General features: G+C 59.4%; 18 protein-coding genes. 13 read left to right on the top strand and 5 right to left on the bottom strand.

Annotation, left to right across the window (positions count from 1 at the left end; all coding sequences use genetic code 11):
* Positions 1 to 33: 33 nt before the first annotated feature.
* Complete coding sequence (locus ASE98_RS04755; protein WP_060540220.1) at positions 34 to 945, top strand: LysR substrate-binding domain-containing protein; 912 nt, start codon at positions 34 to 36, stop codon at positions 943 to 945.
* Between the two features lie 55 nt (positions 946 to 1,000).
* On the opposite strand, the gene ASE98_RS04750 is transcribed toward ASE98_RS04755, so the two are convergent.
* Positions 1,001 to 1,591 carry a reprolysin-like metallopeptidase gene (locus tag ASE98_RS04750; protein WP_060540219.1) on the bottom strand — a complete coding sequence of 197 codons (591 nt, stop codon included), beginning with the start codon at positions 1,589 to 1,591 and terminating at the stop codon, positions 1,001 to 1,003.
* 458 nt (positions 1,592 to 2,049) lie between these two features.
* Between ASE98_RS04750 and purE the strand changes: the two genes are divergently transcribed.
* The 4 genes from purE (at position 2,050) to ASE98_RS04730 (ending at position 4,611) form a co-directional block, all read left to right on the top strand.
* Positions 2,050 to 2,541: a 5-(carboxyamino)imidazole ribonucleotide mutase gene (gene purE / locus ASE98_RS04745; protein ID WP_008030713.1), complete on the top strand. Its 492-nt coding sequence runs from the start codon at positions 2,050 to 2,052 to the stop codon at positions 2,539 to 2,541.
* An 11-nt stretch (positions 2,542 to 2,552) separates the two neighbouring features.
* Entirely contained in the window at positions 2,553 to 3,635 is a 1,083-nt protein-coding gene (locus ASE98_RS04740) for a 5-(carboxyamino)imidazole ribonucleotide synthase (RefSeq protein ID WP_060540218.1), read from the top strand.
* Between the two features lie 106 nt (positions 3,636 to 3,741).
* Positions 3,742 to 3,987, top strand: a complete 246-nt coding sequence (locus tag ASE98_RS04735; RefSeq protein WP_060540217.1) for a GlsB/YeaQ/YmgE family stress response membrane protein — start codon at positions 3,742 to 3,744, stop codon at positions 3,985 to 3,987.
* An 87-nt stretch (positions 3,988 to 4,074) separates the two neighbouring features.
* The gene (locus ASE98_RS04730) at positions 4,075 to 4,611 is read left to right on the top strand and encodes a DUF3299 domain-containing protein (protein WP_060540216.1); all 537 of its coding nucleotides are present in this window, start codon (positions 4,075 to 4,077) and stop codon (positions 4,609 to 4,611) included.
* A 116-nt stretch (positions 4,612 to 4,727) separates the two neighbouring features.
* Here the strand turns inward: ASE98_RS04730 and ASE98_RS04725 are convergent, their stop codons facing one another.
* Entirely contained in the window at positions 4,728 to 5,627 is a 900-nt protein-coding gene (locus ASE98_RS04725; RefSeq protein WP_060540215.1) for a D-hexose-6-phosphate mutarotase, read from the bottom strand.
* A gap of 71 nt (positions 5,628 to 5,698) precedes the next feature.
* Positions 5,699 to 6,103: an acyl-CoA thioesterase gene (locus tag ASE98_RS04720; protein WP_007942704.1), complete on the bottom strand. Its 405-nt coding sequence runs from the start codon at positions 6,101 to 6,103 to the stop codon at positions 5,699 to 5,701.
* A gap of 362 nt (positions 6,104 to 6,465) precedes the next feature.
* Between ASE98_RS04720 and ASE98_RS04715 the strand changes: the two genes are divergently transcribed.
* The 8 genes from ASE98_RS04715 to ASE98_RS04680 all read left to right on the top strand — a co-directional run bounded on the left by ASE98_RS04715 (position 6,466) and on the right by ASE98_RS04680 (position 17,219).
* Positions 6,466 to 7,764, top strand: coding sequence for an MFS transporter (locus tag ASE98_RS04715; protein WP_060540214.1), 1,299 nt, complete (start codon positions 6,466 to 6,468; stop codon positions 7,762 to 7,764).
* A gap of 248 nt (positions 7,765 to 8,012) precedes the next feature.
* Positions 8,013 to 9,014 carry a phosphate ABC transporter substrate-binding protein PstS gene (locus ASE98_RS04710; protein ID WP_060540213.1) on the top strand — a complete coding sequence of 334 codons (1,002 nt, stop codon included), beginning with the start codon at positions 8,013 to 8,015 and terminating at the stop codon, positions 9,012 to 9,014.
* A 217-nt stretch (positions 9,015 to 9,231) separates the two neighbouring features.
* On the top strand, positions 9,232 to 11,514 hold the full coding sequence (locus ASE98_RS04705) for an ABC transporter permease subunit (protein WP_060540212.1): 2,283 nt from the start codon (positions 9,232 to 9,234) through the stop codon (positions 11,512 to 11,514).
* Positions 11,515 to 11,530: 16 nt separating this feature from the next.
* Positions 11,531 to 13,201: a phosphate ABC transporter permease PstA gene (pstA, locus tag ASE98_RS04700; RefSeq protein WP_060540211.1), complete on the top strand. Its 1,671-nt coding sequence runs from the start codon at positions 11,531 to 11,533 to the stop codon at positions 13,199 to 13,201.
* A gap of 164 nt (positions 13,202 to 13,365) precedes the next feature.
* On the top strand, positions 13,366 to 14,199 hold the full coding sequence (gene pstB, locus ASE98_RS04695) for a phosphate ABC transporter ATP-binding protein PstB (protein ID WP_060540210.1): 834 nt from the start codon (positions 13,366 to 13,368) through the stop codon (positions 14,197 to 14,199).
* A gap of 72 nt (positions 14,200 to 14,271) precedes the next feature.
* Positions 14,272 to 15,033, top strand: a complete 762-nt coding sequence (phoU, locus tag ASE98_RS04690; protein WP_060540209.1) for a phosphate signaling complex protein PhoU — start codon at positions 14,272 to 14,274, stop codon at positions 15,031 to 15,033.
* 167 nt (positions 15,034 to 15,200) lie between these two features.
* On the top strand, positions 15,201 to 16,115 hold the full coding sequence (locus ASE98_RS04685; protein ID WP_060540208.1) for a response regulator: 915 nt from the start codon (positions 15,201 to 15,203) through the stop codon (positions 16,113 to 16,115).
* Between the two features lie 207 nt (positions 16,116 to 16,322).
* Positions 16,323 to 17,219 (top strand): peptidoglycan DD-metalloendopeptidase family protein, encoded by an 897-nt coding sequence (locus ASE98_RS04680; protein ID WP_060540207.1) that lies wholly within the window; start codon positions 16,323 to 16,325, stop codon positions 17,217 to 17,219.
* Positions 17,220 to 17,511: 292 nt separating this feature from the next.
* On the opposite strand, the gene ASE98_RS04675 is transcribed toward ASE98_RS04680, so the two are convergent.
* Positions 17,512 to 18,852 carry a hemolysin family protein gene (locus tag ASE98_RS04675; RefSeq protein WP_060540206.1) on the bottom strand — a complete coding sequence of 447 codons (1,341 nt, stop codon included), beginning with the start codon at positions 18,850 to 18,852 and terminating at the stop codon, positions 17,512 to 17,514.
* 123 nt (positions 18,853 to 18,975) lie between these two features.
* Positions 18,976 to 20,262: a phosphate regulon sensor histidine kinase PhoR gene (gene phoR / locus ASE98_RS04670; protein ID WP_236707777.1), complete on the bottom strand. Its 1,287-nt coding sequence runs from the start codon at positions 20,260 to 20,262 to the stop codon at positions 18,976 to 18,978.
* Positions 20,263 to 20,312 lie beyond the last annotated feature (50 nt).

Raw genomic sequence — 20,312 nt, 5'->3', positions numbered from 1 at the left:
TGACCTAAATTGGTGCGTACCCGGGAGGGCGTGATGAATCTGGAAAGCAAATGGCTGGAGGACTTTAGTGCCCTGGCCGCCACCCGCAGCTTCTCCCAGGCAGCCGAGCGGCGCTTCGTGACCCAGCCGGCGTTCAGTCGGCGAATTCGCAGCCTTGAAGCCGCACTGGGGCTGACACTGGTCAACCGCTCGCGCACGCCGGTGGAGCTGACCGCGGCGGGTCAATTGTTTCTGGTTACCGCGCGCACCGTGGTCGAACAGTTGGGTGAAGTGCTGCGCCATCTCCATCATCTGGAGGGTGGGCAGGGCGAGGTGATGCAGGTCGCTGCCGCACACTCATTGGCGCTGGGTTTTTTCCCGCGCTGGATCGCCCAATTGCGCAACGAAGGCTTGAACATCGCCACACGCCTGGTGGCGACCAACGTCGGTGACGCCGTGCATGCATTGCGCGAAGGCGGCTGCGATCTGATGCTGGCGTTCTACGACCCGGACGCGGCGCTGCAGATGGACCCGGAAATCTTCCCGTCGCTGCACCTTGGCCATACCGAGATGTTGCCAGTCTGCGCGGCGGACGCGCAGGGCCAGCCGCTGTTCGATCTGGAAGGCGAGGGCAGCGTGCCACTCCTGGCCTATAGCGCCGGGGCTTTTCTTGGTCGTTCGGTGAACATGCTGTTGCGTCAACGGGCGTTGCGTTTCACTACTGTCTACGAAACCGCCATGGCTGACAGCCTGAAAAGCATGGCCCTGGAAGGGTTGGGTATCGCCTGGGTGCCGCAATTGAGTGTGCGCGCCGAACTGGCGCGCGGTGAGTTGGTGGTCTGTGGCGGGCCGCAATGGCATGTGCCGCTGGAGATTCGCCTGTATCGCTGTGCGCTGGTGCGCAAGGCCAATGTCCGGTTGTTGTGGCGCAAGCTTGAAGGCGGCGCGGCAAGCGCCAGCGTTTAGGCCGGTATCGGCAGAAGCGTTTACTTTGCTCCTGTCGTTAATGGGAGCGATGACGTCAATCTTTCTTGGCCAGGTAGTTCTTGATGTTTTGTCGGTTGGCGGGGCTGAAGGCGTAGGCATTGGATCTGATAATGTCTCGCTCTGGGATCATATAGGTTTCGGCCCACCAGCCGTTGTACTGAACTTGCGAGTCCTCATGTTTGGCTCCCAGTAAGTGACCAATTTCATGGCCTACCGTCGAATAAGAGGCCAGTGATGCGATGGCAAATGTTCCGGCGTTGGTTGGGGCCCAAACAAGTGCGACTCCTGCTTCTCTAGCATTCAACATATCATTTGTAACCAAAATTACTTTGGTCAAAAGATCTGTATCAAAACCCTCTTTTCTCATTTCAACCAGATATTCATGACCCAGAGTTTCCCAGCGCCGCAGGGTCTTCGTTGTATCTTTGCCTTTGTAATCGAAGTTGCTGTAAGGCTTGCCGCCGCTGAAAACGACGTGGACTTTTCGCTCGGTGAAGCTTTCCAGCTCGCTTACGAGAGGTTGGAAGTAGTCGGCATAAATCGTTTCGCTCGTTGATTTCGGAACGTCATCATGAACGATGGCGAAAATGGTAATGGCGTTTTTTGTCTGCGGTGTCGAAGTCATCCTTGATTCCTTTCTGAATTACTTCTTGAGTAAGGCTAAAATAAATAGCTATTGGAATATCGGGGCTGAAAAACATTAATGGTCCTCAGCGATAGTCAAACTAACCAAGACGTATTGGTTTCGCGACTCCAGGTATATTTCCTGCTGTTGCATGACGTCGAAGCCCTATGCAGATTCAACTTTCAAAGAATTGATTGGTGTAGAGAATCGCGCATTCGAGTAATTGAATTGCCCTCTAGGGTTGGGCTATTTCGGCTGACCTGCGAGTCAATAAATTCACCGGCTTGCGGCAAATGACAGATGGTCGCACTGGGGGCTGTTTATCTGCTTCATTGAGGTATACTGCGCGGCCTTCGGCCGGTTACGACCGGCCATTTTTCGTACAATCAAGCCACGCATTCTGCGTGGCTTGTTGTTTTTGACGCGCCTGCGGGCGCCCAGAGAGAAGAGGCACGACGATGAGTGCACTGGTTGGCGTGATCATGGGCTCCAAGTCCGATTGGTCCACCCTTAGCCACACCGCCGATATGCTGGAAAAGCTCGGCATCCCTTACGAGGTGAAAGTGGTTTCTGCCCACCGCACCCCGGACCTGCTGTTCCAGTACGCCGAAGAGGCCGAAGCGCGAGGCATCGAGGTGATCATCGCTGGTGCCGGTGGCGCAGCCCACTTGCCTGGCATGTGTGCGGCCAAGACCCACTTGCCGGTACTGGGCGTACCGGTACAGTCGGCGATGCTCTCGGGCGTCGACTCGCTGCTCTCTATCGTACAGATGCCGGCGGGCATTCCGGTTGCCACCCTGGCCATCGGCAAGGCCGGTGCAATCAACGCAGCACTGTTGTCGGCGAGCATCCTGGGCGCCAAGCACCCGCAGTTCCATGAGGTGCTGAAAACCTTCCGTGCTGAGCAGACAGACAGCGTCCTGGACAATCCAGACCCACGCATCGCCTGAGGTTGTTGACGATGAAGATCGGTGTAATCGGTGGCGGCCAGTTGGGTCGCATGTTGGCGCTGGCGGGTACTCCGCTGGGTATGAAATTCGCTTTCCTGGACCCGGCGCCGGATGCTTGCGCAGCCGCGTTGGGCGAGCACCTGCGAGCCGATTACGGCGATCAGGACCATCTGCGCCAGCTGGCCGATGAAGTCGATCTGGTAACGTTCGAGTTCGAAAGCGTTCCGGCAGAAACCGTGGCGTTCCTCTCGCAGTTCGTCCCGGTCTACCCGAGTGCCGAAGCCCTGCGCATCGCCCGGGATCGCTGGTTCGAGAAGAGCATGTTCAAGGACCTGGGGATTCCAACCCCGGCGTTTGCCGACATCCAGTCCCAGGCCGATCTGGACGCCGCGGTGGCATCCATTGGTCTGCCGGCTGTGCTGAAGACCCGGACCCTGGGTTACGACGGCAAGGGCCAGAAGGTTCTGCGCACCCCTGAAGACGTGATCGGCACCTTCGCCGAACTGGGCAGCGTGGCCTGTCTGCTGGAAGGCTTTGTACCCTTCACCGGCGAAGTTTCGCTGATCGCCGTACGTGCCCGCGACGGCGAAACCCGCTTCTATCCGCTGGTGCACAACACCCACGACAGCGGCATCCTCAAGCTGTCCGTGGCCAGCACCGACCACCCGCTGCAAGCCCTGGCCGAGGACTACTCCAGTCGCGTGCTCAAGCAGCTGGATTATGTCGGCGTGATGGCGTTCGAGTTCTTTGAAGTCGACGGTGGCCTCAAGGCCAACGAAATCGCCCCGCGAGTGCACAACTCCGGGCACTGGACCACCGAAGGCGCCGAGTGCAGCCAGTTCGAAAACCACCTGCGGGCGGTTGCCGGTCTGCCACTGGGTTCGACAGCAAAAGTCGGTGAAAGCGCGATGCTCAACTTCATCGGTAAAGTGCCGGACACGGAAAAAGTCCTGGCGATTGCCGACTGCCATTTGCATCACTACGACAAGGCCTTCAAGGCCGGTCGCAAGGTGGGTCACGCCAACCTGCGTTGTGCGGACCGAGAGACACTGGCAGCCCAGATCCTCAAGGTGGAAGCACTGATCGCCGAATAGTTTTTATGTGCAGCGGTGGAACCTTCCGGGTACACCGTTCTCTCATGGCAGGTTACGAAAGCCTGACTAGGCTTTTGAGTAGCGACTTCATTAAGAGGGGAATGCCATGGGAATTATCGGAACCATCTTTATCGGCTTGATTGTTGGCCTGCTGGCACGGTTCCTGAAACCAGGCGATGACAGCATGGGCTGGATCATGACCATTTTGCTCGGTATCGGCGGTTCGCTGGCGGCTACTTACGGCGGCCAGGCACTGGGTATTTATTCGGCTGGCCAGGGCGCAGGCTTCATCGGTGCGCTGGTGGGCGCCGTGGTGCTGCTGGTGGTGTACGGACTCATCAAAAAGAACTGATCCAGGCGACAAAGCCCTCTCCGGCAAGGCAGCCAGGAGGGCTAGAATGCTCGGCGTTTTCTGTTCTTCCACTTTCCGAGCCCCTTCATGCGCCGTCTTCTGATTACTCTTCTGTTTCTGGGTACGGGCCTTGCCCACGCCGGCGACCTGCCGGAAACCGATTGGCTCGAACTGATGCCCAAGTCGGACCAGAAAGCCCTCGAGGCCATGCCCGAAATCGACCACGACACCCCCGAGGCCAATGGCACCTTTACCGAAAAAGGTGGCATGAAACAGAGCAAGGGTTTACCGGCGGTGATGTACTCGAGCAAAACCGTGCCGTCGATGAACGACAAGAACATTCGTATCGGCGGTTATCCCGTGCCGCTGGAGTCCGATGCCAAGGGCAACAGCACGCTGTTTTTCCTCGTGCCGTACCCCGGTGCCTGCATTCACGTGCCGCCTCCGCCGCCCAATCAACTGGTACTGGTGCGCTACCCCAAAGGCCTGAAGCTGAACGATATCTACACGCCGCTATGGGTGACCGGAACGTTGAAGATCGAGAAGGTCAGCAATGACCTGGCTGATGCGGCGTATGCGCTGGATGCGGCGAAAGTGCGGGTTGTGAAAGAGTCGGATTTATAAGAGATCCAAATGTGGGAGCGGGCTTGCTCGCGAAAGCAGGTTAACAGTCAACTGGATGTTGAATGTGATGGCCCTTTCGCGAGCAAGCCCGCTCCCACATTGATTTTTAGAGTTGCCTAGAGCGATTTGCTGCCGATACTGACGCCCAATGTATGACTGGCGCCCGGGGCCAGGTTCACCACGTCGCCCATCACATTCGCCGTTTCGATGCACAGCATGCGCTGCCAGCCATCGTCGGCCATGTCACTGAAAGCGGCGGCGCGATCGATCCATGGGTTCCAGATCACCGCTGTGCGCGAACCGCTGCTGGTGAGTTCGATGCGTCGCTCCCAGGCCGGGTCGACGATGCTGAGTTTTTCTGGAGCGTCGAGGTAGATTCGGTCGGTCTCGCCACTGAAATTCAGGTCGCCGGTCTGCGTCACGGTTTTCCAGTCATCCAGGGTTTCGATGTAACTCAAGCCATCCACCCCTTCGACATGCACTTGGCGAACATCGCTGACCGCGAAATAACTGTGCAGCGCCTGGCTGATGCTGACGGTTTCAGCGCTCTGGTTGTGGCTGGTCAGGCTGATGTGCAATTGCTCATCGAGACGAATAGCCAGCTTCAGGCCCACCTGATGTGGCCAGCCCGGCAGTCCGCCTTCGGGGTAGGGCAGGAGGAACTCGATCTTCAGGCTGTCGCCTTCGGCTTCTATGCCACCCAATTCCCAGTCCATGGCCCGAACCAGCCCATGAGCCGTCGGCGCTTGATCACTGATACGCATGGCCTGGACGCTCTGCGGGTTGCGAGCAAAGTTGCCGAACCACGGCCAGCACACCGGTACACCGGCGCGGATGTTCTGGCCGGTCTTGAACACGGCCTCGTCGTTAAGCCAGATCAGTGGCGGTTGGCCGACCAGTTGATAACTGAGGATGTGCGCGCCTTGCTGGGCCACCAGTAATTCGGCCTGACCATGGCGGATTCGCCAGCAGTTCAGTTCATCCAGTTTTACGGCTTCAACGTTGGGCGTACTCATGGGACAGCTCTCAATCAGGAACAAGGACGGCTATGGACCGCAAAATGCTCGTCAGGTTTACGCTGTCCGGATTAACGAGCCCTGGGCGGAACCGAACGGGTACGACCACTGCCATCAATGGCAACGAACACAAAAACCGCTTCCGTCACTTTACGCCATTCGCTGGACAGCGGATCGTCGCTCCAGACTTCGACCATCATCTTGATCGAGCTGCGGCCGATTTCCAGTGCCTGGGTATAGAAGGAGAGCTGAGCACCTACCGCCACCGGAACCAGGAACGCCATGCGATCGATCGCCACGGTGGCCACGCGTCCGCCGGCGACCTTGCTGGCCATTGCGGTGCCTGCCAGATCCATTTGCGCTACCAGCCAGCCGCCGAAAATATCGCCGAAGCCGTTGGTTTCGCGGGGGAGCGCGGTGATTTGCAGGGCCAGGTCGCCTTGCGGGATTGGATCTTCTTGTTCGAGCTCTATCATTCCGGGGGTGCCTCTGACCCGTGACTCTTCGTTGGTACTGCTGGTGGTAGCCGTCTTCGGGAAAAACGATTCAGCACCGAACATACTACGTTCGTCACGTTTTTCGTAAGGCAACTAAAGGGAAACTCTGCGAAATCGCCTACAACCCGGCAGGCGCTTTCGCACAGCAACCCTTTCAATCTGTTGCAAGAACACGAGTATATCGGTCGGTAGACTCCGAGACGACCGTCCGGTTCTCATTTTGACTGTCAAAAACGCGCCTCTATGTGCTTTTTCGAACAATTTGCTATGGTGCCGGACCTGCCCAAGCCTCAGCCAGCGTTGTTGAGGTAGCAGATTCGACTATAAGAGAAGCCCTTGCCATGACCACAGCGCCCTCGAGCATCGCGCAGCCAGACCAACCCGCCCGTCCATTGACCCGCAGTGACTACAAGACTCTGTCGTTGTCCGCCCTGGGTGGTGCGCTGGAGTTTTACGATTTCATCATCTTCGTATTCTTCGCCACGGTAGTGGGCAAGCTGTTCTTCCCGGCCGACATGCCCGAATGGCTGCGCCTGATGCAGACCTTCGGCATATTCGCCGCCGGCTACCTGGCGCGGCCGCTGGGCGGGATCGTGATGGCACACTTCGGCGACCTGCTGGGCCGCAAGAAGATGTTCACCCTGAGCATTTTCATGATGGCTGTGCCGACCCTGATCATGGGCCTGCTGCCGACCTATGCGCAGATCGGTATGTGGGCGCCAATCCTGTTGCTGTTGATGCGAGTGATTCAGGGCGCGGCGATTGGTGGTGAAGTGCCGGGCGCCTGGGTCTTCGTTTCCGAGCACGTCCCGCAACGGCACATCGGTTATGCCTGCGGCACCCTCACCAGCGGTCTGACGGCGGGCATCCTCCTCGGTTCACTGGTCGCCACGGCAATCAACAGCATTTATACCCCTGTGGAAGTGGCGGATTACGCCTGGCGTATTCCGTTCCTGCTCGGGGGGGTGTTTGGGCTGTTCTCGGTGTACCTGCGCCGCTGGCTGCACGAAACACCGGTGTTCGCCGAGTTGCAACAACGCAAGGCGCTGGCTGAAGAAGTGCCGCTGCGCGCGGTGCTGCGTGACCATCGTGGTGCCATCGCGATTTCGATGCTGCTGACCTGGCTGCTGTCCGCCGCTATTGTGGTGCTCATCCTGATGACGCCAACCGTGTTGCAGACGGTCTACCACTTCTCGCCGACCACGGCTTTGCAATCCAACAGTGTAGCGATCGTGTTCCTGAGTATCGGCTGTGTCGTTGCGGGTGCGCTAGCGGATCGCTTCGGCGCCGGGCGGGTCTTTGTCTTTGGCTGCGCGGCGTTGCTGGCCAGTTCCTGGACCTTCTACCACAGCCTGGCCGATCACCCCGACTGGCTTTTCCCTATGTACGCCGTGACCGGTCTGCTGGTCGGCACCATCGGTGCGGTACCCTATGTGATGGTCAAGGCCTTTCCACCGGTCGTGCGCTTCAGCGGTCTGTCGTTCTCCTACAACGTGGCTTACGCCATCTTCGGTGGCCTGACACCGATGATTGTCAGCCTGTTGCTCAAGGAGAGTGCGATGGGGCCTGCTTATTATGTGGCGGTGCTGTGTGGGGTCGGGATTGTGGTGGGTGCCTGGTTGTGGAAGAAGGGGCGTTGATCCCGATTATGTATTGACTTCACTTTCGCCTTCGCGAGCAAGCCCGCTCCCACCTGCGACCGCAATTCTCCTGAGGAACTCGGTTAAATGTGGGAGCGGGCTTGCTCGCGAAGAACGATAACGCGGTATGCCTGCAAAACCCAAATACTGGCCTTTCATCCAATTGTCATATTTCAGCCATAGAGTGTTCACACGGCCTGCTGATACTTGGCCCCGACTTAACACACCCTATCTGCTAGGAGTAAGGCATGAAACTGAAGCGTTTGATGGCGGCAATGACTTTTGTCGCTGCTGGCGTTGCGACTGCCAACGCGGTTGCCGCTGTTGACCCTGCTATCCCGAGCTACACCAAGACCACTGGTGTGTCGGGCAACCTGTCCAGCGTTGGTTCCGATACCTTGGCCAACCTCATGACCCTCTGGGCTGAGAACTACAAAAAAGAATACCCGAACGTAAACATCCAGATTCAGGCCGCCGGTTCTTCGACCGCGCCACCTGCGCTGACTGAAGGCACCGCTAACCTGGGCCCGATGAGCCGCAAGATGAAGGACAACGAGCTGCAAGCCTTCGAAACCAAATATGGCTACAAGCCAACCGCTATCCCGGTTGCCGTGGATGCTCTGGCAGTATTCGTACACAAGGACAACCCGATCAAGGGTCTGACCATGGAGCAAGTCGACGCGATCTTCTCGTCCACTCGCCTGTGCGGTGCTAAAACCGACGTGAAAACCTGGGGCGACCTGGGTGTGACCGGCGACCTGGCGAACAAGCCGGTTCAGTTGTTCGGTCGTAACTCGGTATCGGGCACCTACGGCTACTTCAAAGAAGAAGCCTTGTGCAAAGGCGACTTCAAGCCAAACGTCAACGAACAACCTGGTTCGGCTTCGGTCGTGCAGTCGATCAGCTCCTCGCTGAACGGCGTTGGTTACTCGGGTATCGGCTACAAGACCGCAAGCGTGAAAACGGTAGCTCTGGCCAAGAAAGGCAGCACCGATTTCGTCGAAGACACCGAAGAAAACGCCCTGAACGGCAAGTACCCGCTGTCGCGCTTCCTCTACGTTTACGTCAACAAAGCCCCGAACAAGCCTCTGGCCCCGCTGGAAGCCGAGTTCGTGAAACTGATTCTGTCCAAACAGGGTCAGGAAGTTGTTGTGAAAGACGGCTACATCCCGTTGCCAGCCAAGGTTGCTGCAAAAGCACTGGCTGACCTGGGTCTGCAGGAAGGCGGCGCTGAAGTCGCAAAAAAGTAACAAATTGAGTCCGGATTTACTCCGGGCTCGGTAGGAGCCGGCTTGCTGGCGATGGTCATCCATCCGCAGAAAATGCGTCGGATGTACCATTTTTCGCCAGCAAGCCGGCTCCTACACCCCCCAAATTCTCTATCCACTGCCAGTCCCTGCTGGCAGCGGATTTGTTGCGTCACTGCATTGTCATCTTTCTGTCATACAGGATCGCTAGGGTGTGCGCATGAATGATCTGGCCAATTCCAACATGACTACAAATCCCCCCAAGCGAATTGATTTCAATACGCCTGAGCTGCAACGCAAGCGCCGCATCCGTGCGCTCAAAGATCGCCTGACCCGCTGGTACGTCCTCGTTGGCGGCCTCGCCGTGCTCGGCGCGATCACCCTGATTTTCTTCTTCCTTGCCTACGTCGTCGCGCCCCTGTTCCAGGGTGCCGAGCTGACCGCCAAGGACGCCATCACGCCCGCCTGGATGCAAGACGCCGGCAAGCCGCTGATGATCTCCCTGGAAGAGCAGAACCAGGTGGCCATGCGGGTTTCGGACAAGGGCCAGGCACTGTTCTTCGATATCGACAGTGGCGCCGAACTCAAGCGCGTCGATCTGCCTGTCCCGGCCGGCGCCACCGTGACCTCCCTGGGTGAAGATCAGCCAGGTCAGCCGCTGGTGGCAGTGGGCCTGTCCAACGGTCAGGCACTGGTGTTCCGTCACACCTATAAAGTCAGCTATCCGGATGGAAAGAAGACCATTTCGCCGGCGATCGAGTACCCGTACGGCGAAGCGCCGATCGCGCTGAACGAAGCCGGAGGTGCCCTGGAGCACGTCAGCCTCAACGCCAACGACTCGACCCTGATGCTGGTCGGCGCCACCGGTTCGCAACTCAATGTCTTGTCGCTGACCAGCGAAGAAAACATGATGACCGGCGAGATCACCAACGAGCAGAAGCGTATCGATCTGCCGCAAATGACCGAGCCGGTGAAGAACATCTTCGTCGACCCGCGTCAGCAGTGGCTGTATGTGATCAACGGGCGTGCCCAGGCCGACGTGTTCAGCCTGCGTGACAAAAGCCTCAACGGTCGCTACAAACTGCTTGAAGATGGCGAAGCGCAAATCACCGCCAGTACGCAACTGGTGGGTGGTATCTCGCTGATCCTCGGCGACTCCAAGGGTGGCCTGGCCCAGTGGTTCATGGCCCGCGACCCGGATGGCGAACAGCGCCTCAAGCAAATCCGTACCTTCCAGATGGGCACCACGCCGATCGTTGAAATCACCGCCGAAGAGCGCCGCAAGGGCTTCCTTGCCCTCGACGCCTCCGGCAAGCTCGGCGTGTTCCACAGCACCGCCCACCGCACCCTGCTGGTGGATCAGGTAACCGAAACCCAAGGCGTTTTCGGTCTGTCGCCGCGGGCCAACCGCGTGATCGTCGAAGCCGGCGGCAAGCTGCAACCGCTGCTGCTCGACAACCCGCACCCGGAAGTGTCGTGGAGCGCGCTGTGGAGCAAGGTCTGGTACGAGAACTACGACGAGCCTAAATATGTCTGGCAATCGACTGCGGCCAACACCGATTTCGAACCGAAACTGAGCCTCTCGCCACTGACCTTCGGCACCCTGAAAGCGGCTTTCTACGCCATGTTGCTGGCCGCGCCGCTGGCCGTTGCTGCTGCGATCTACACCGCGTACTTCATGGCCCCGGGCATGCGCCGCAAGGTCAAGCCGGTGATCGAGCTGATGGAAGCGATGCCGACGGTGATCCTCGGTTTCTTCGCCGGCCTGTTCCTCGCGCCATACGTGGAAGGGCATTTGCCGGGTATCTTCAGCCTGTTGATGTTGCTGCCGATCGGCATTCTGGTCGCCGGCTTCACCTTCAGCCGTCTGCCTGAGTCGATCCGCCTGAGAGTTCCGGATGGCTGGGAAAGTGCGCTGCTGATTCCGGTGATCCTGTTTGTGGGCTGGCTGTCGCTGTACATGAGCCCGTTCATGGAGAACTGGTTCTTCGGCGGCGACATGCGCATGTGGATTTCCCACGACCTGGGGATCACCTACGACCAGCGCAACGCTCTGGTAGTCGGCCTGGCCATGGGTTTCGCGGTCATCCCGAACATTTACTCCATCGCTGAAGACGCCGTGTTCAGCGTGCCTCGCGGTTTGACCCTGGGCTCTCTGGCCTTGGGTGCCACGCCGTGGCAGACCATGACCCGCGTGGTGATTCTCACCGCCAGCCCGGGCATCTTCTCGGCGTTGATGATCGGCATGGGTCGTGCGGTCGGTGAAACCATGATCGTGCTGATGGCCACCGGTAACACCCCGGTCATGGAAATGAACCTGTTCGAAGGCCTGCGCACCCTGGCTGCCAACGTTGCGGTGGAAATGCCCGAGTCGGAAGTCGGCGGCAGCCACTACCGCGTGCTGTTCCTCTCGGCGCTGGTGCTGCTGTTGTTCACCTTCGTCATGAACACCCTGGCAGAACTGATTCGTCAGCGTCTGCGCAAGAAATACTCGTCGCTTTAAGCAAAGGTAGAAGTCTGTGAAACAGAACTCCCTGAAAGGATGGTTCAAGAGCGGCGCCCCGGGCGTCTGGATCAGCGGTGGCGCGGTGTCCATCGCGGTCATCATGACCATTGGCCTGCTGGCAGTGATTGCCGTGCGCGGCCTGGGTCACTTCTGGCCGGCGGATCTGATCCACGCCAGCTACAACGTGCCGGGCCAGGCCAATCACCTGGTCGTTGGCGAGGTGGTGCAGAAAGAAGAAGTACCGCGCGCGCGTTTGAAAAGCGCTGGCCTGCCGGTGCCTGACGAAGGCCCGGAGTTCATGACCCGCGAGCTGATCAAGGTCGGCAACCGTGACCTCAACGGCAACGACTTCAGCTGGATCGTCGGCGAGTGGCTGACTAACCAGACGACCCCGCCGGAGCTGATGGCGATCGAGCGTCGCGAGTGGGGCAATTTCTACGGCTACCTGGTCAACGTCAAACAGGACGGGAAGGTCATCGCCGAGGGCGAAGCGGCATGGCCTGAGCTGCAAGCGCGGATCAACCGTGTGAACGGCCTCGCAGCGCAACTGAAGTCGCTGGAAAAAACCGACATCGGTGCAATCAACGCCGGGCTGGAGCGCATCCGTCTGCACGGTCGCAAACTGGAACTCGAAGGCAATCTCGACGCCACCGCGCAAGCGGACATGGAGTCCGAGCGCGCCGAACTGAATGCGCGTTATCAGGACATCGAAGCGCGTCTGGCCGATCTGCATGCGCAGTTCAACCGCGATGCCTTGACGGCTCGCGATGCCAACGGCAAAGAGATCGAAATCGGTCTGGGCAAAGTGGTTCACGCCTACCAGCCGAACGCGATGAGTACGTTCACCAAGGTCGGTTTCTACTTCAGCAAGATCTGGGAATTCCTGTCGGACGACCCGCGTGAAGCTAACACCGAAGGCGGGATCTTCCCGGCGATTTTCGGCACCGTGATGATGACGCTGATCATGGCGATGATCGTGACGCCGTTCGGCGTGCTGGCGGCGGTGTACCTGCGTGAATACGCCAAGCAGAACACCCTGACCCGGATCATCCGGATTGCCGTGAACAACCTGGCTGGCGTTCCAGCGATCGTATACGGCGTGTTCGGTCTGGGCTTCTTTGTTTACGTGTTGGGTGGTTCGGTCGACCGCTTGTTCTTCCCGGAAGCGCTGCCGGCGCCGACCTTCGGTACGCCGGGTCTGCTCTGGGCTTCGCTGACCCTGGCGCTGCTGGCGGTGCCGGTGGTGATCGTGGCCACTGAAGAAGGCCTGGCGCGAATCCCGCGCACCGTGCGCGAAGGCTCGTTGGCCCTCGGCGCGACCAAGGCTGAAACCTTGTGGAAGATCGTTATCCCGATGGCCAGCCCGGCAATGATGACCGGCATGATCCTCGCCGTGGCCCGTGCCGCCGGTGAAGTGGCGCCGCTGATGCTGGTGGGTGTGGTGAAACTGGCGCCGTCGCTGCCGGTGGACGGCAACTACCCGTACTTGCACCTGGATCAGAAAATCATGCACCTGGGCTTCCACATCTATGACGTCGGCTTCCAGAGCCCGAACGTCGAAGCGGCACGACCGCTGGTGTACGCCACGGCGTTGCTGCTGGTGCTGGTGATCGCGACATTGAACCTGTCGGCGGTGTACATCCGTAACCACCTGCGCGAGAAGTACAAGGCGCTGGATAGCTGACAACCCTGTAGGAGCCGGCTTGCTGGCGATGCTGGCAACTCGGTCTGCCAGTTTCACCGCGGTGATGCCATCGCCAGCAAGCCGGCTCCTACAGACAGAATTGCGTAACCGCAGGCAAGGCCTGCGGCTCACTGAACCGAATTTGTTAGCACAGGGAGCCTCCCATGCAGCACGAAACACATACCCACGGCATCAACATGTCGGCCCTGGGTCGCGACAAGCAGAGCCTGAGCCTCGAGCAGGAAACCGTAGCCATCGAAGTACCGGGCCTGAGCCTGTTCTACGGCGACAAACAGGCGCTGTTCGACGTCAGCATGAACATCCCGAAACAGCGCGTGACCGCCTTCATTGGCCCTTCCGGCTGCGGCAAGTCCACGCTGCTGCGGACCTTCAACCGCATGAACGACCTGGTTGACGGCTGTCGCGTAGAGGGTGCGATCAACCTGTACGGCAACAACATCTACCGCAAGGGCGAAGATGTGGCCGAACTGCGTCGCCGTGTCGGCATGGTGTTCCAGAAGCCGAACCCGTTCCCGAAAACCATCTACGAGAACGTGGTCTACGGCCTGCGCATCCAGGGCATCAACAAGAAGCGTGTGCTCGACGAAGCCGTTGAATGGGCGTTGAAAGGCGCGGCATTGTGGGACGAAGTCAAAGACCGTCTGCACGAGTCGGCACTGGGCCTGTCCGGTGGTCAGCAGCAACGTCTGGTGATCGCCCGCACCATCGCCGTGGAGCCGGAAGTGCTGTTGCTCGATGAACCGTGCTCGGCACTCGACCCGATCTCCACGTTGAAAGTCGAAGAGCTGATCTACGAACTGAAATCCAAGTTCACCATCGTCATCGTGACCCACAACATGCAACAGGCGGCACGGGTTTCCGACTACACCGCGTTCATGTACATGGGCAAACTGGTGGAGTTCGGCGACACCGATACCCTGTTCACCAATCCGGCGAAGAAGCAGACCGAAGACTACATCACCGGTCGTTACGGCTAGGAAAGCTGTGGTTGCTCATTGAACTGACGCTGCGGTCCACCGCACCTTACCGGACGCTCCAAGGACGCCAACATGATTAGTAAAGAAGGCCTTACCCACCACATTTCCGCGCAGTTCAACGCCGAGCTGGAGGAAGTGCGCAGCCACCTCCTGGCCATGGGCGGGCTGGTCGAGAAGCAGGTCAACGACGCGGTCACCGCGCTGATCGAGGCCGATTCCGGCCTGGCCCAGCAGGTTCGCGAGATCGACGACCAGATCAACCAGATGGAACGCAACATCGACGAAGAATGCCTGCGCATTCTGGCCCGTCGTCAGCCGGCCGCGTCCGACTTGCGTCTGATCATCAGCATTTCCAAATCGGTGATCGACCTGGAGCGCATCGGTGACGAAGCGACCAAGATCGCCCGTCGCGCCATCCAGTTGTGCGAAGAAGGTGAAGCGCCGCGCGGTTACGTCGAGGTGCGCCATATCGGCGACCAGGTGCGCAACATGGTCCGCGACGCACTGGACGCTTTTGCCCGCTTCGACGCCGATCTGGCGTTGTCGGTGGCGCAGTACGACAAGATCATCGACCGCGAGTACAAGACCGCCCTGCGTGAGCTGGCCACCTACATGATGGAAGACCCGCGCTCTATCTCGCGCGTCTTGAGCATTATCTGGGTGCTGCGTTCGCTTGAGCGCATCGGCGACCACGCGCGCAACATTTCGGAACTGGTGATTTACCTGGTGCGCGGCACCGACGTGCGTCACCTGGGTCTTAAACGCATGAAAGAAGAAGTTGAAGGAACCGGCGGGGAAACCGCTAATGTTCCGGGCAAATCTGACGATAAGTAAGATTGCCCAATGAACACGCCCGGCCTGTTGGCCGGGCGTTTTTGTTTGCGGCCCACGAATTCCAAAGGCAGCACCCGCGAACGAAAAGTCCGGCGTGACTGAGCGTTATTGGCAATATGCCATCAGCAAGACGGTATGCTTGCCGGGACTTTTTTAAGGGGTGATGGATGAGTAAGGTCAGTGTGTTGGTCGTGGACGACGCTTCGTTCATTCGTGACCTGGTGAAGAAGTGCCTGCGTAACCATTTCCCGGGCATGCGCATCGAAGACGCGATCAATGGCAGAAAGGCCCAGGCCATGCTGGTAAAGGAAGCCTTCGATCTGGTTCTGTGCGACTGGGAAATGCCGGAAATGTCCGGTCTGGAACTCCTGACCTGGTGCCGCGAGCAGGAGGGTCTCAAGGCCATGCCCTTCGTGATGGTGACCAGCCGTGGAGACAAGGAAAACGTTGTCCAGGCGATTCAGGCCGGCGTTTCCGGCTACGTCAGCAAGCCATTTACCAACGAGCAACTGGTCAACAAGGTCAAACAGGCGTTGCATAAGGTGGGCAAGCTCGACGCCTTGGTCAGCAGTGCGCCGAGTAAAGTGAGCTCGCCGTACGGCAATGACTCTCTGAACGCGTTGACCAGCGGCAAGCCTGCCGTGAGCGCAGCAACTTCCAGCCCTGCTGCCAATCCCTCCCGAGGCCTGCTGAACAGCCCGCCGCTCAAAGTCCCTGCGGCCTCGTCATCGGCTGCAATCGCCAGTGGCCGCGGCCAGGGCCAATTGCGCTTGCCGAACGGCATCCAGCAATGCGTAATCAAGGCCTTGAGCCTCAAGGAAGCGCTGTTGGTGGTGAAACGTACCGAGGCTCTGCCGCAGATTCTTGATAGCGCCGTGCTCGACCTGGAGCAGGGGGATAACGCCGAAGTTGCCCGCCTCAACGGCTACCTGCACGCGGTCGTGGCCCACGAACAAAAGCCCGACAGCGAGTGGTTGCAACTGACTTTCCGTTTTGTCGACCAGGATACGCAGAAGCTCGATTACATCTCGCGGTTGATCGCCCGTGGTACGGCGCAGAAGCAATTTATTCCGGGTGCGTAACCTTCGCCGCCTGCCCGTATGCCATCGCGAGCAAGCCCGCTCCCACATTGGAATGCATTTCAATTGTGGGAGCGGGCTTGTTCGCGATGGGGTTAATGAATTCACCGCACATTTACCAGGCTGCCCATTTTGAAACATCTGCCGACTACGCAGGTCAATTGCGACTGCTAGGCTTGGTCCCAAGCCTTACTCGACAGAATCCCGCCCATGCTCGCGCGCCTGCTGCTTCTATGTGGTCTGCTCATGGCCGCCGCCCCGGCTTTGGCCTTGACGATCTACAAGTCCACCGACGCCAATGGCGTGGTCTCCTATAGCGACCGCCCCACGAAAGGCTCCAAGGTGTTTACGTTGCGCGATCGTATGGACGAACGCCTGGAGCGCCAGGTGTATTACGTGGTGATGAAGAAGGACGGCGTTGACACTGTGTACGTGCGCAATGACCTGTATGCGCCGGTCGAAATCGAACTGGGATTTTCCGGGTTGAAGAACGTCAGCGGCGCGCCGGGCCGGCCGATTCGACGAGTGATACCGCTGCGCACCAGTGTTCGTCTGGCACAGCTCACCGCGACCAAGGCCGGAAGGCCAATCGCATACACCCCCAGGTTGAGATTTTCGCTGGGTGACCCCTCTGGGATCGCCACAGGCTATCGATACCCCTTGCCTTGGCGTGGCGGACCGTTTCGCATAAGTCAGGGCGCTAACGGCCAATACAGCCACTATGGACCTAAGAATCGTTACGCAATGGACATCGCCATGCCTGAAGGCACGCCGATCATTGCCGCGCGCGCCGGGGTCGTGGTGAAGGTCGAGAACAGCCAGACCGGGCGCGGCAGCAATCCATCGGGCAATTTCGTGCGGGTGCTGCACAGTGACGGGACGATGGGCGTGTACCTGCACCTGAAGAAAGGTTCGGTCAGTGTCCGTGAAGGTCAACGAGTCGAGGTGGGCAGCGCGCTGGCGTTATCGGGCAATACCGGCAACAGCAGCGGGCCGCACTTGCACTTCGTGGTTCAGCGCAACACCGGGATGGGGCTGGTGTCGATTCCGTACCAGTTCAAGCAGCCGGTGGGAGCATTGCCCAACTTTGCGCTGGGCAAGCAATAACGGCGATAGCGATCAAACATGGCGAGGGGTGCCTGCCTGTGGCGAGGGGTCTTGCCTGTGGTGAGGGGTCCTGCCTGTGGCGAGGGGGCTTGCCCCCGCTGGACGGCGAAGCCGTCCCAAAGCCTTTGAACAAGGTGCATCAATCAGAGCAAAGCCCAAGACTTCAGGGCCGCTTCGCAGCCCAGCGGGGGCAAGCCCCCTCGCCACAGGAAGCCTCCTCCACAGAAGCCCCAAGCCACAGAAGCCCCAAGCCACAGAGGTCCCATGCCACCGAAGGCCCTGGGAGCGTGCCTCAATCGAGCATCAACACCTTGGCCAGAACGATCTTCGGTCCTTTCATCTTCTTGATGATGATCCGCAGACCTTCGACTTCCAGCACTTCTTCCTCTTCCGGCACCCGTTTGAGGCTTTCGTAGACCAGCCCGGCGAGGGTTTCGGCTTCGACGTGATCAAGGTCGATCCCCAGCAGGCGTTCAACCTTGAACAGCGGCGTATCGCCTCGCACCAACAGTTTGCCCGGCTGGTACGCGAGGATCCCGCGCTCGGCCTTGCGGTGTTCGTCCTGGATGTCGCCTACCAGCACTTCCAGCACGTCTTCCATGGTCAGGTAGCCAATGATGTTGCCATCAGCCTCTTCGACCACAGCGAAGTGCGAGCCGCCCTTGCGGAACTGCTCCAGCAACTGCGACAGCGGCATGTGCCGCGAGACACGCTCCAGCGGGCGGGTCAGTTCGGCGAGGTTGAACGACTCGGGAATGTGGTCCAGCGCCGCCAGTTCCAGCAGCAGATCCTTGATGTGCAGCAGGCCGACGAACTCCTGGCGCTCGCTGTCGTACACCGGATAGCGGCTGAACTTGTGGCGACGGAACATCGCCAGGATCTGCTTGAGCGGTGCGTTGAACTCCAGGGTCACCAGGTCTTCGCGGGAGTTGGCCCAGTCGACCACTTCCAGTTCGCCCATTTCCACCGCCGAGGCCAGTACGCGCATGCCTTGGTCGCTCGGGTCCTGGCCACGGCTGGAGTGCAGGATCAGCTTCAGCTCTTCGCGACTGTAGTGGTGCTCGTGATGCGGGCCGGGTTCGCCTTGGCCGGCGATGCGCAGGATGGTGTTGGCGCTGGCGTTGAGCAGGTAAATGGCCGGGTACATGGCCCAGTAGAACAGGTACAGCGGCACCGCCGTCCATAGCGACAGCAGTTCGGGTTTGCGGATTGCCCAGGATTTCGGGGCCAGTTCACCGACCACGATGTGCAGGTACGAAATGATGAAGAACGCAGTGAAGAACGACACGCCCTTGACGATTTCGGCCGATTCCACGCCGATCGCGCTAAGCAACGGTTCGAGAATATGCGCGAATGCCGGCTCACCGACCCAGCCAAGGCCCAGGGAGGCAAGGGTGATACCCAGTTGGCAGGCCGACAGGTATGCATCGAGCTGACTGTGTACGGTGCGCAGGATGTGCCCGCGCCAGCCGTTCTTGTCAGCGATGGCTTCGACCCGGGTCGAGCGCAGTTTGACCATGGCAAATTCCGCCGCAACGAAAAATCCGTTGAGCAAAACCAGGATCAGAGCAAAAAGAATCATGCCGAAGTCGGCGAATATTGTTGCGAGGGACAAGCCAGGGGAAGGGTCCATGATGGAGTTTTGCGGGTTCCGTGTGTTCGAAAGGGAAGAATAAGCCGCGCCTGAAAGGCAGGCACAAGTCAGCCAATGTAGCGGCTGACTGATCTGTTGCCTAGTGGCGCGTGCTGGCCGGTATCAGTCTGCGGTATCGACAACCCGGGATTTACTGACCTGGGCCGGGGCAAAATGGCAGGTAAACGTACTGCCGTGGCCCGGTACGCTGCTGATTTCCATCCGCGCCCGATGACGTAGCAACACGTGTTTCACGATCGCCAGGCCAAGGCCGGTGCCGCCGGTGTTGGAGTTGCGGCTGGAGTCGACGCGGTAGAAGCGTTCGGTCAGGCGCGGCAGGTGCTTGCTGTCGATGCCGATCCCGGAATCCTGCACGCTAAGGTGCGCACCCTGGTCGTCGCCCCACCAGCGAATGCGGATGTTGCCTTCGGCCGGGGTGTATTTCACCGCGTTGAACACCAGGTTGGAGAACGCGCTGCGCAGTTCCGCTTCGCTGCCTTTGAGCAGAATCGTTGGATCCGCCTCCAGGGTGATGTGCTGGTTTTTCTGCCCGGACAGTTGCTGGGCGTCGCTCTTGATCGATTGCAGCAATCCGTCGATGGGTACTGGCTGGTTGTCCGACGGGTAATCGGTAGCTTCAAGCTTGGCCAACAGCAACAAGTCGTTGAGCAGCGCCTGCATGCGTCCACCTTGCTGCTGCATTTGTTGCAGGGCGCGGCTCCAGCGCGGGTTCACTTCCTCGACGTTGTCGAGCAGGGTTTCGAGGTAGCCGCAGATCACCGTGAGCGGTGTACGCAACTCATGGGAAACGTTGGCAATGAAGTCTTTGCGCATTTGCTCCAACTGATGGATGCGCGTCACGTCGCGTACCAGCATCAAGTGTTCGTTGTTGCCGTAACGGGTGATATACAACTGAATGCGTACCCGGTCGTTGGTCGGCGAAGGGATTTCGAGGGGCTCGGCGTAGTTGTCCTGCTCGAAGTATTCCTTGAAACGCGGATGGCGCACCAGGTTGGTCACCGGCTGGCCGCTGTCCTGCGGGGTCTTGAGGCCCAGCAGGGTTTCAGCGGCGCGGTTCCACCATTCCAGGTTGCCGTCGGTGTCGAGCATGATCACCGCGTCCTTCAGCGCGGCGGTGGATTCCTGGACCCGGTCGATCACCGCTTGCAGGCGCCCGCGCACCCGTTGGTCGCGGCGTTGCAGGTGGTAGATGCTGTCGAACACCTCGCCCCACAGGCCGTAACCATCGGGGGGGGCTTCATCGGGTTTGTGCAGGCGCAACCACTCATGCAGGCGCAGCAGCTGCTTGAGGGTCCAGGCCAGGTAAAGGCCCAGGCCTGCAGCAAGGCTCCAGCCGAAATAGCCGGTAATCAGACCGATCACCAGGCAGGCGGTAACCAGTAACAGCATGTGGCGAATCAGGGTGCCATGCCAGTTTTGATTCACGGAAAATATGCGTC

This window comes from Pseudomonas sp. Leaf48 (genome assembly GCF_001421885.1).
Classification (GTDB): Bacteria; Pseudomonadota; Gammaproteobacteria; order Pseudomonadales; family Pseudomonadaceae; genus Aquipseudomonas.
Note: the sequence above shows the minus strand (reverse complement) of the source record. Positions and strands in the feature narration are given on the sequence as shown.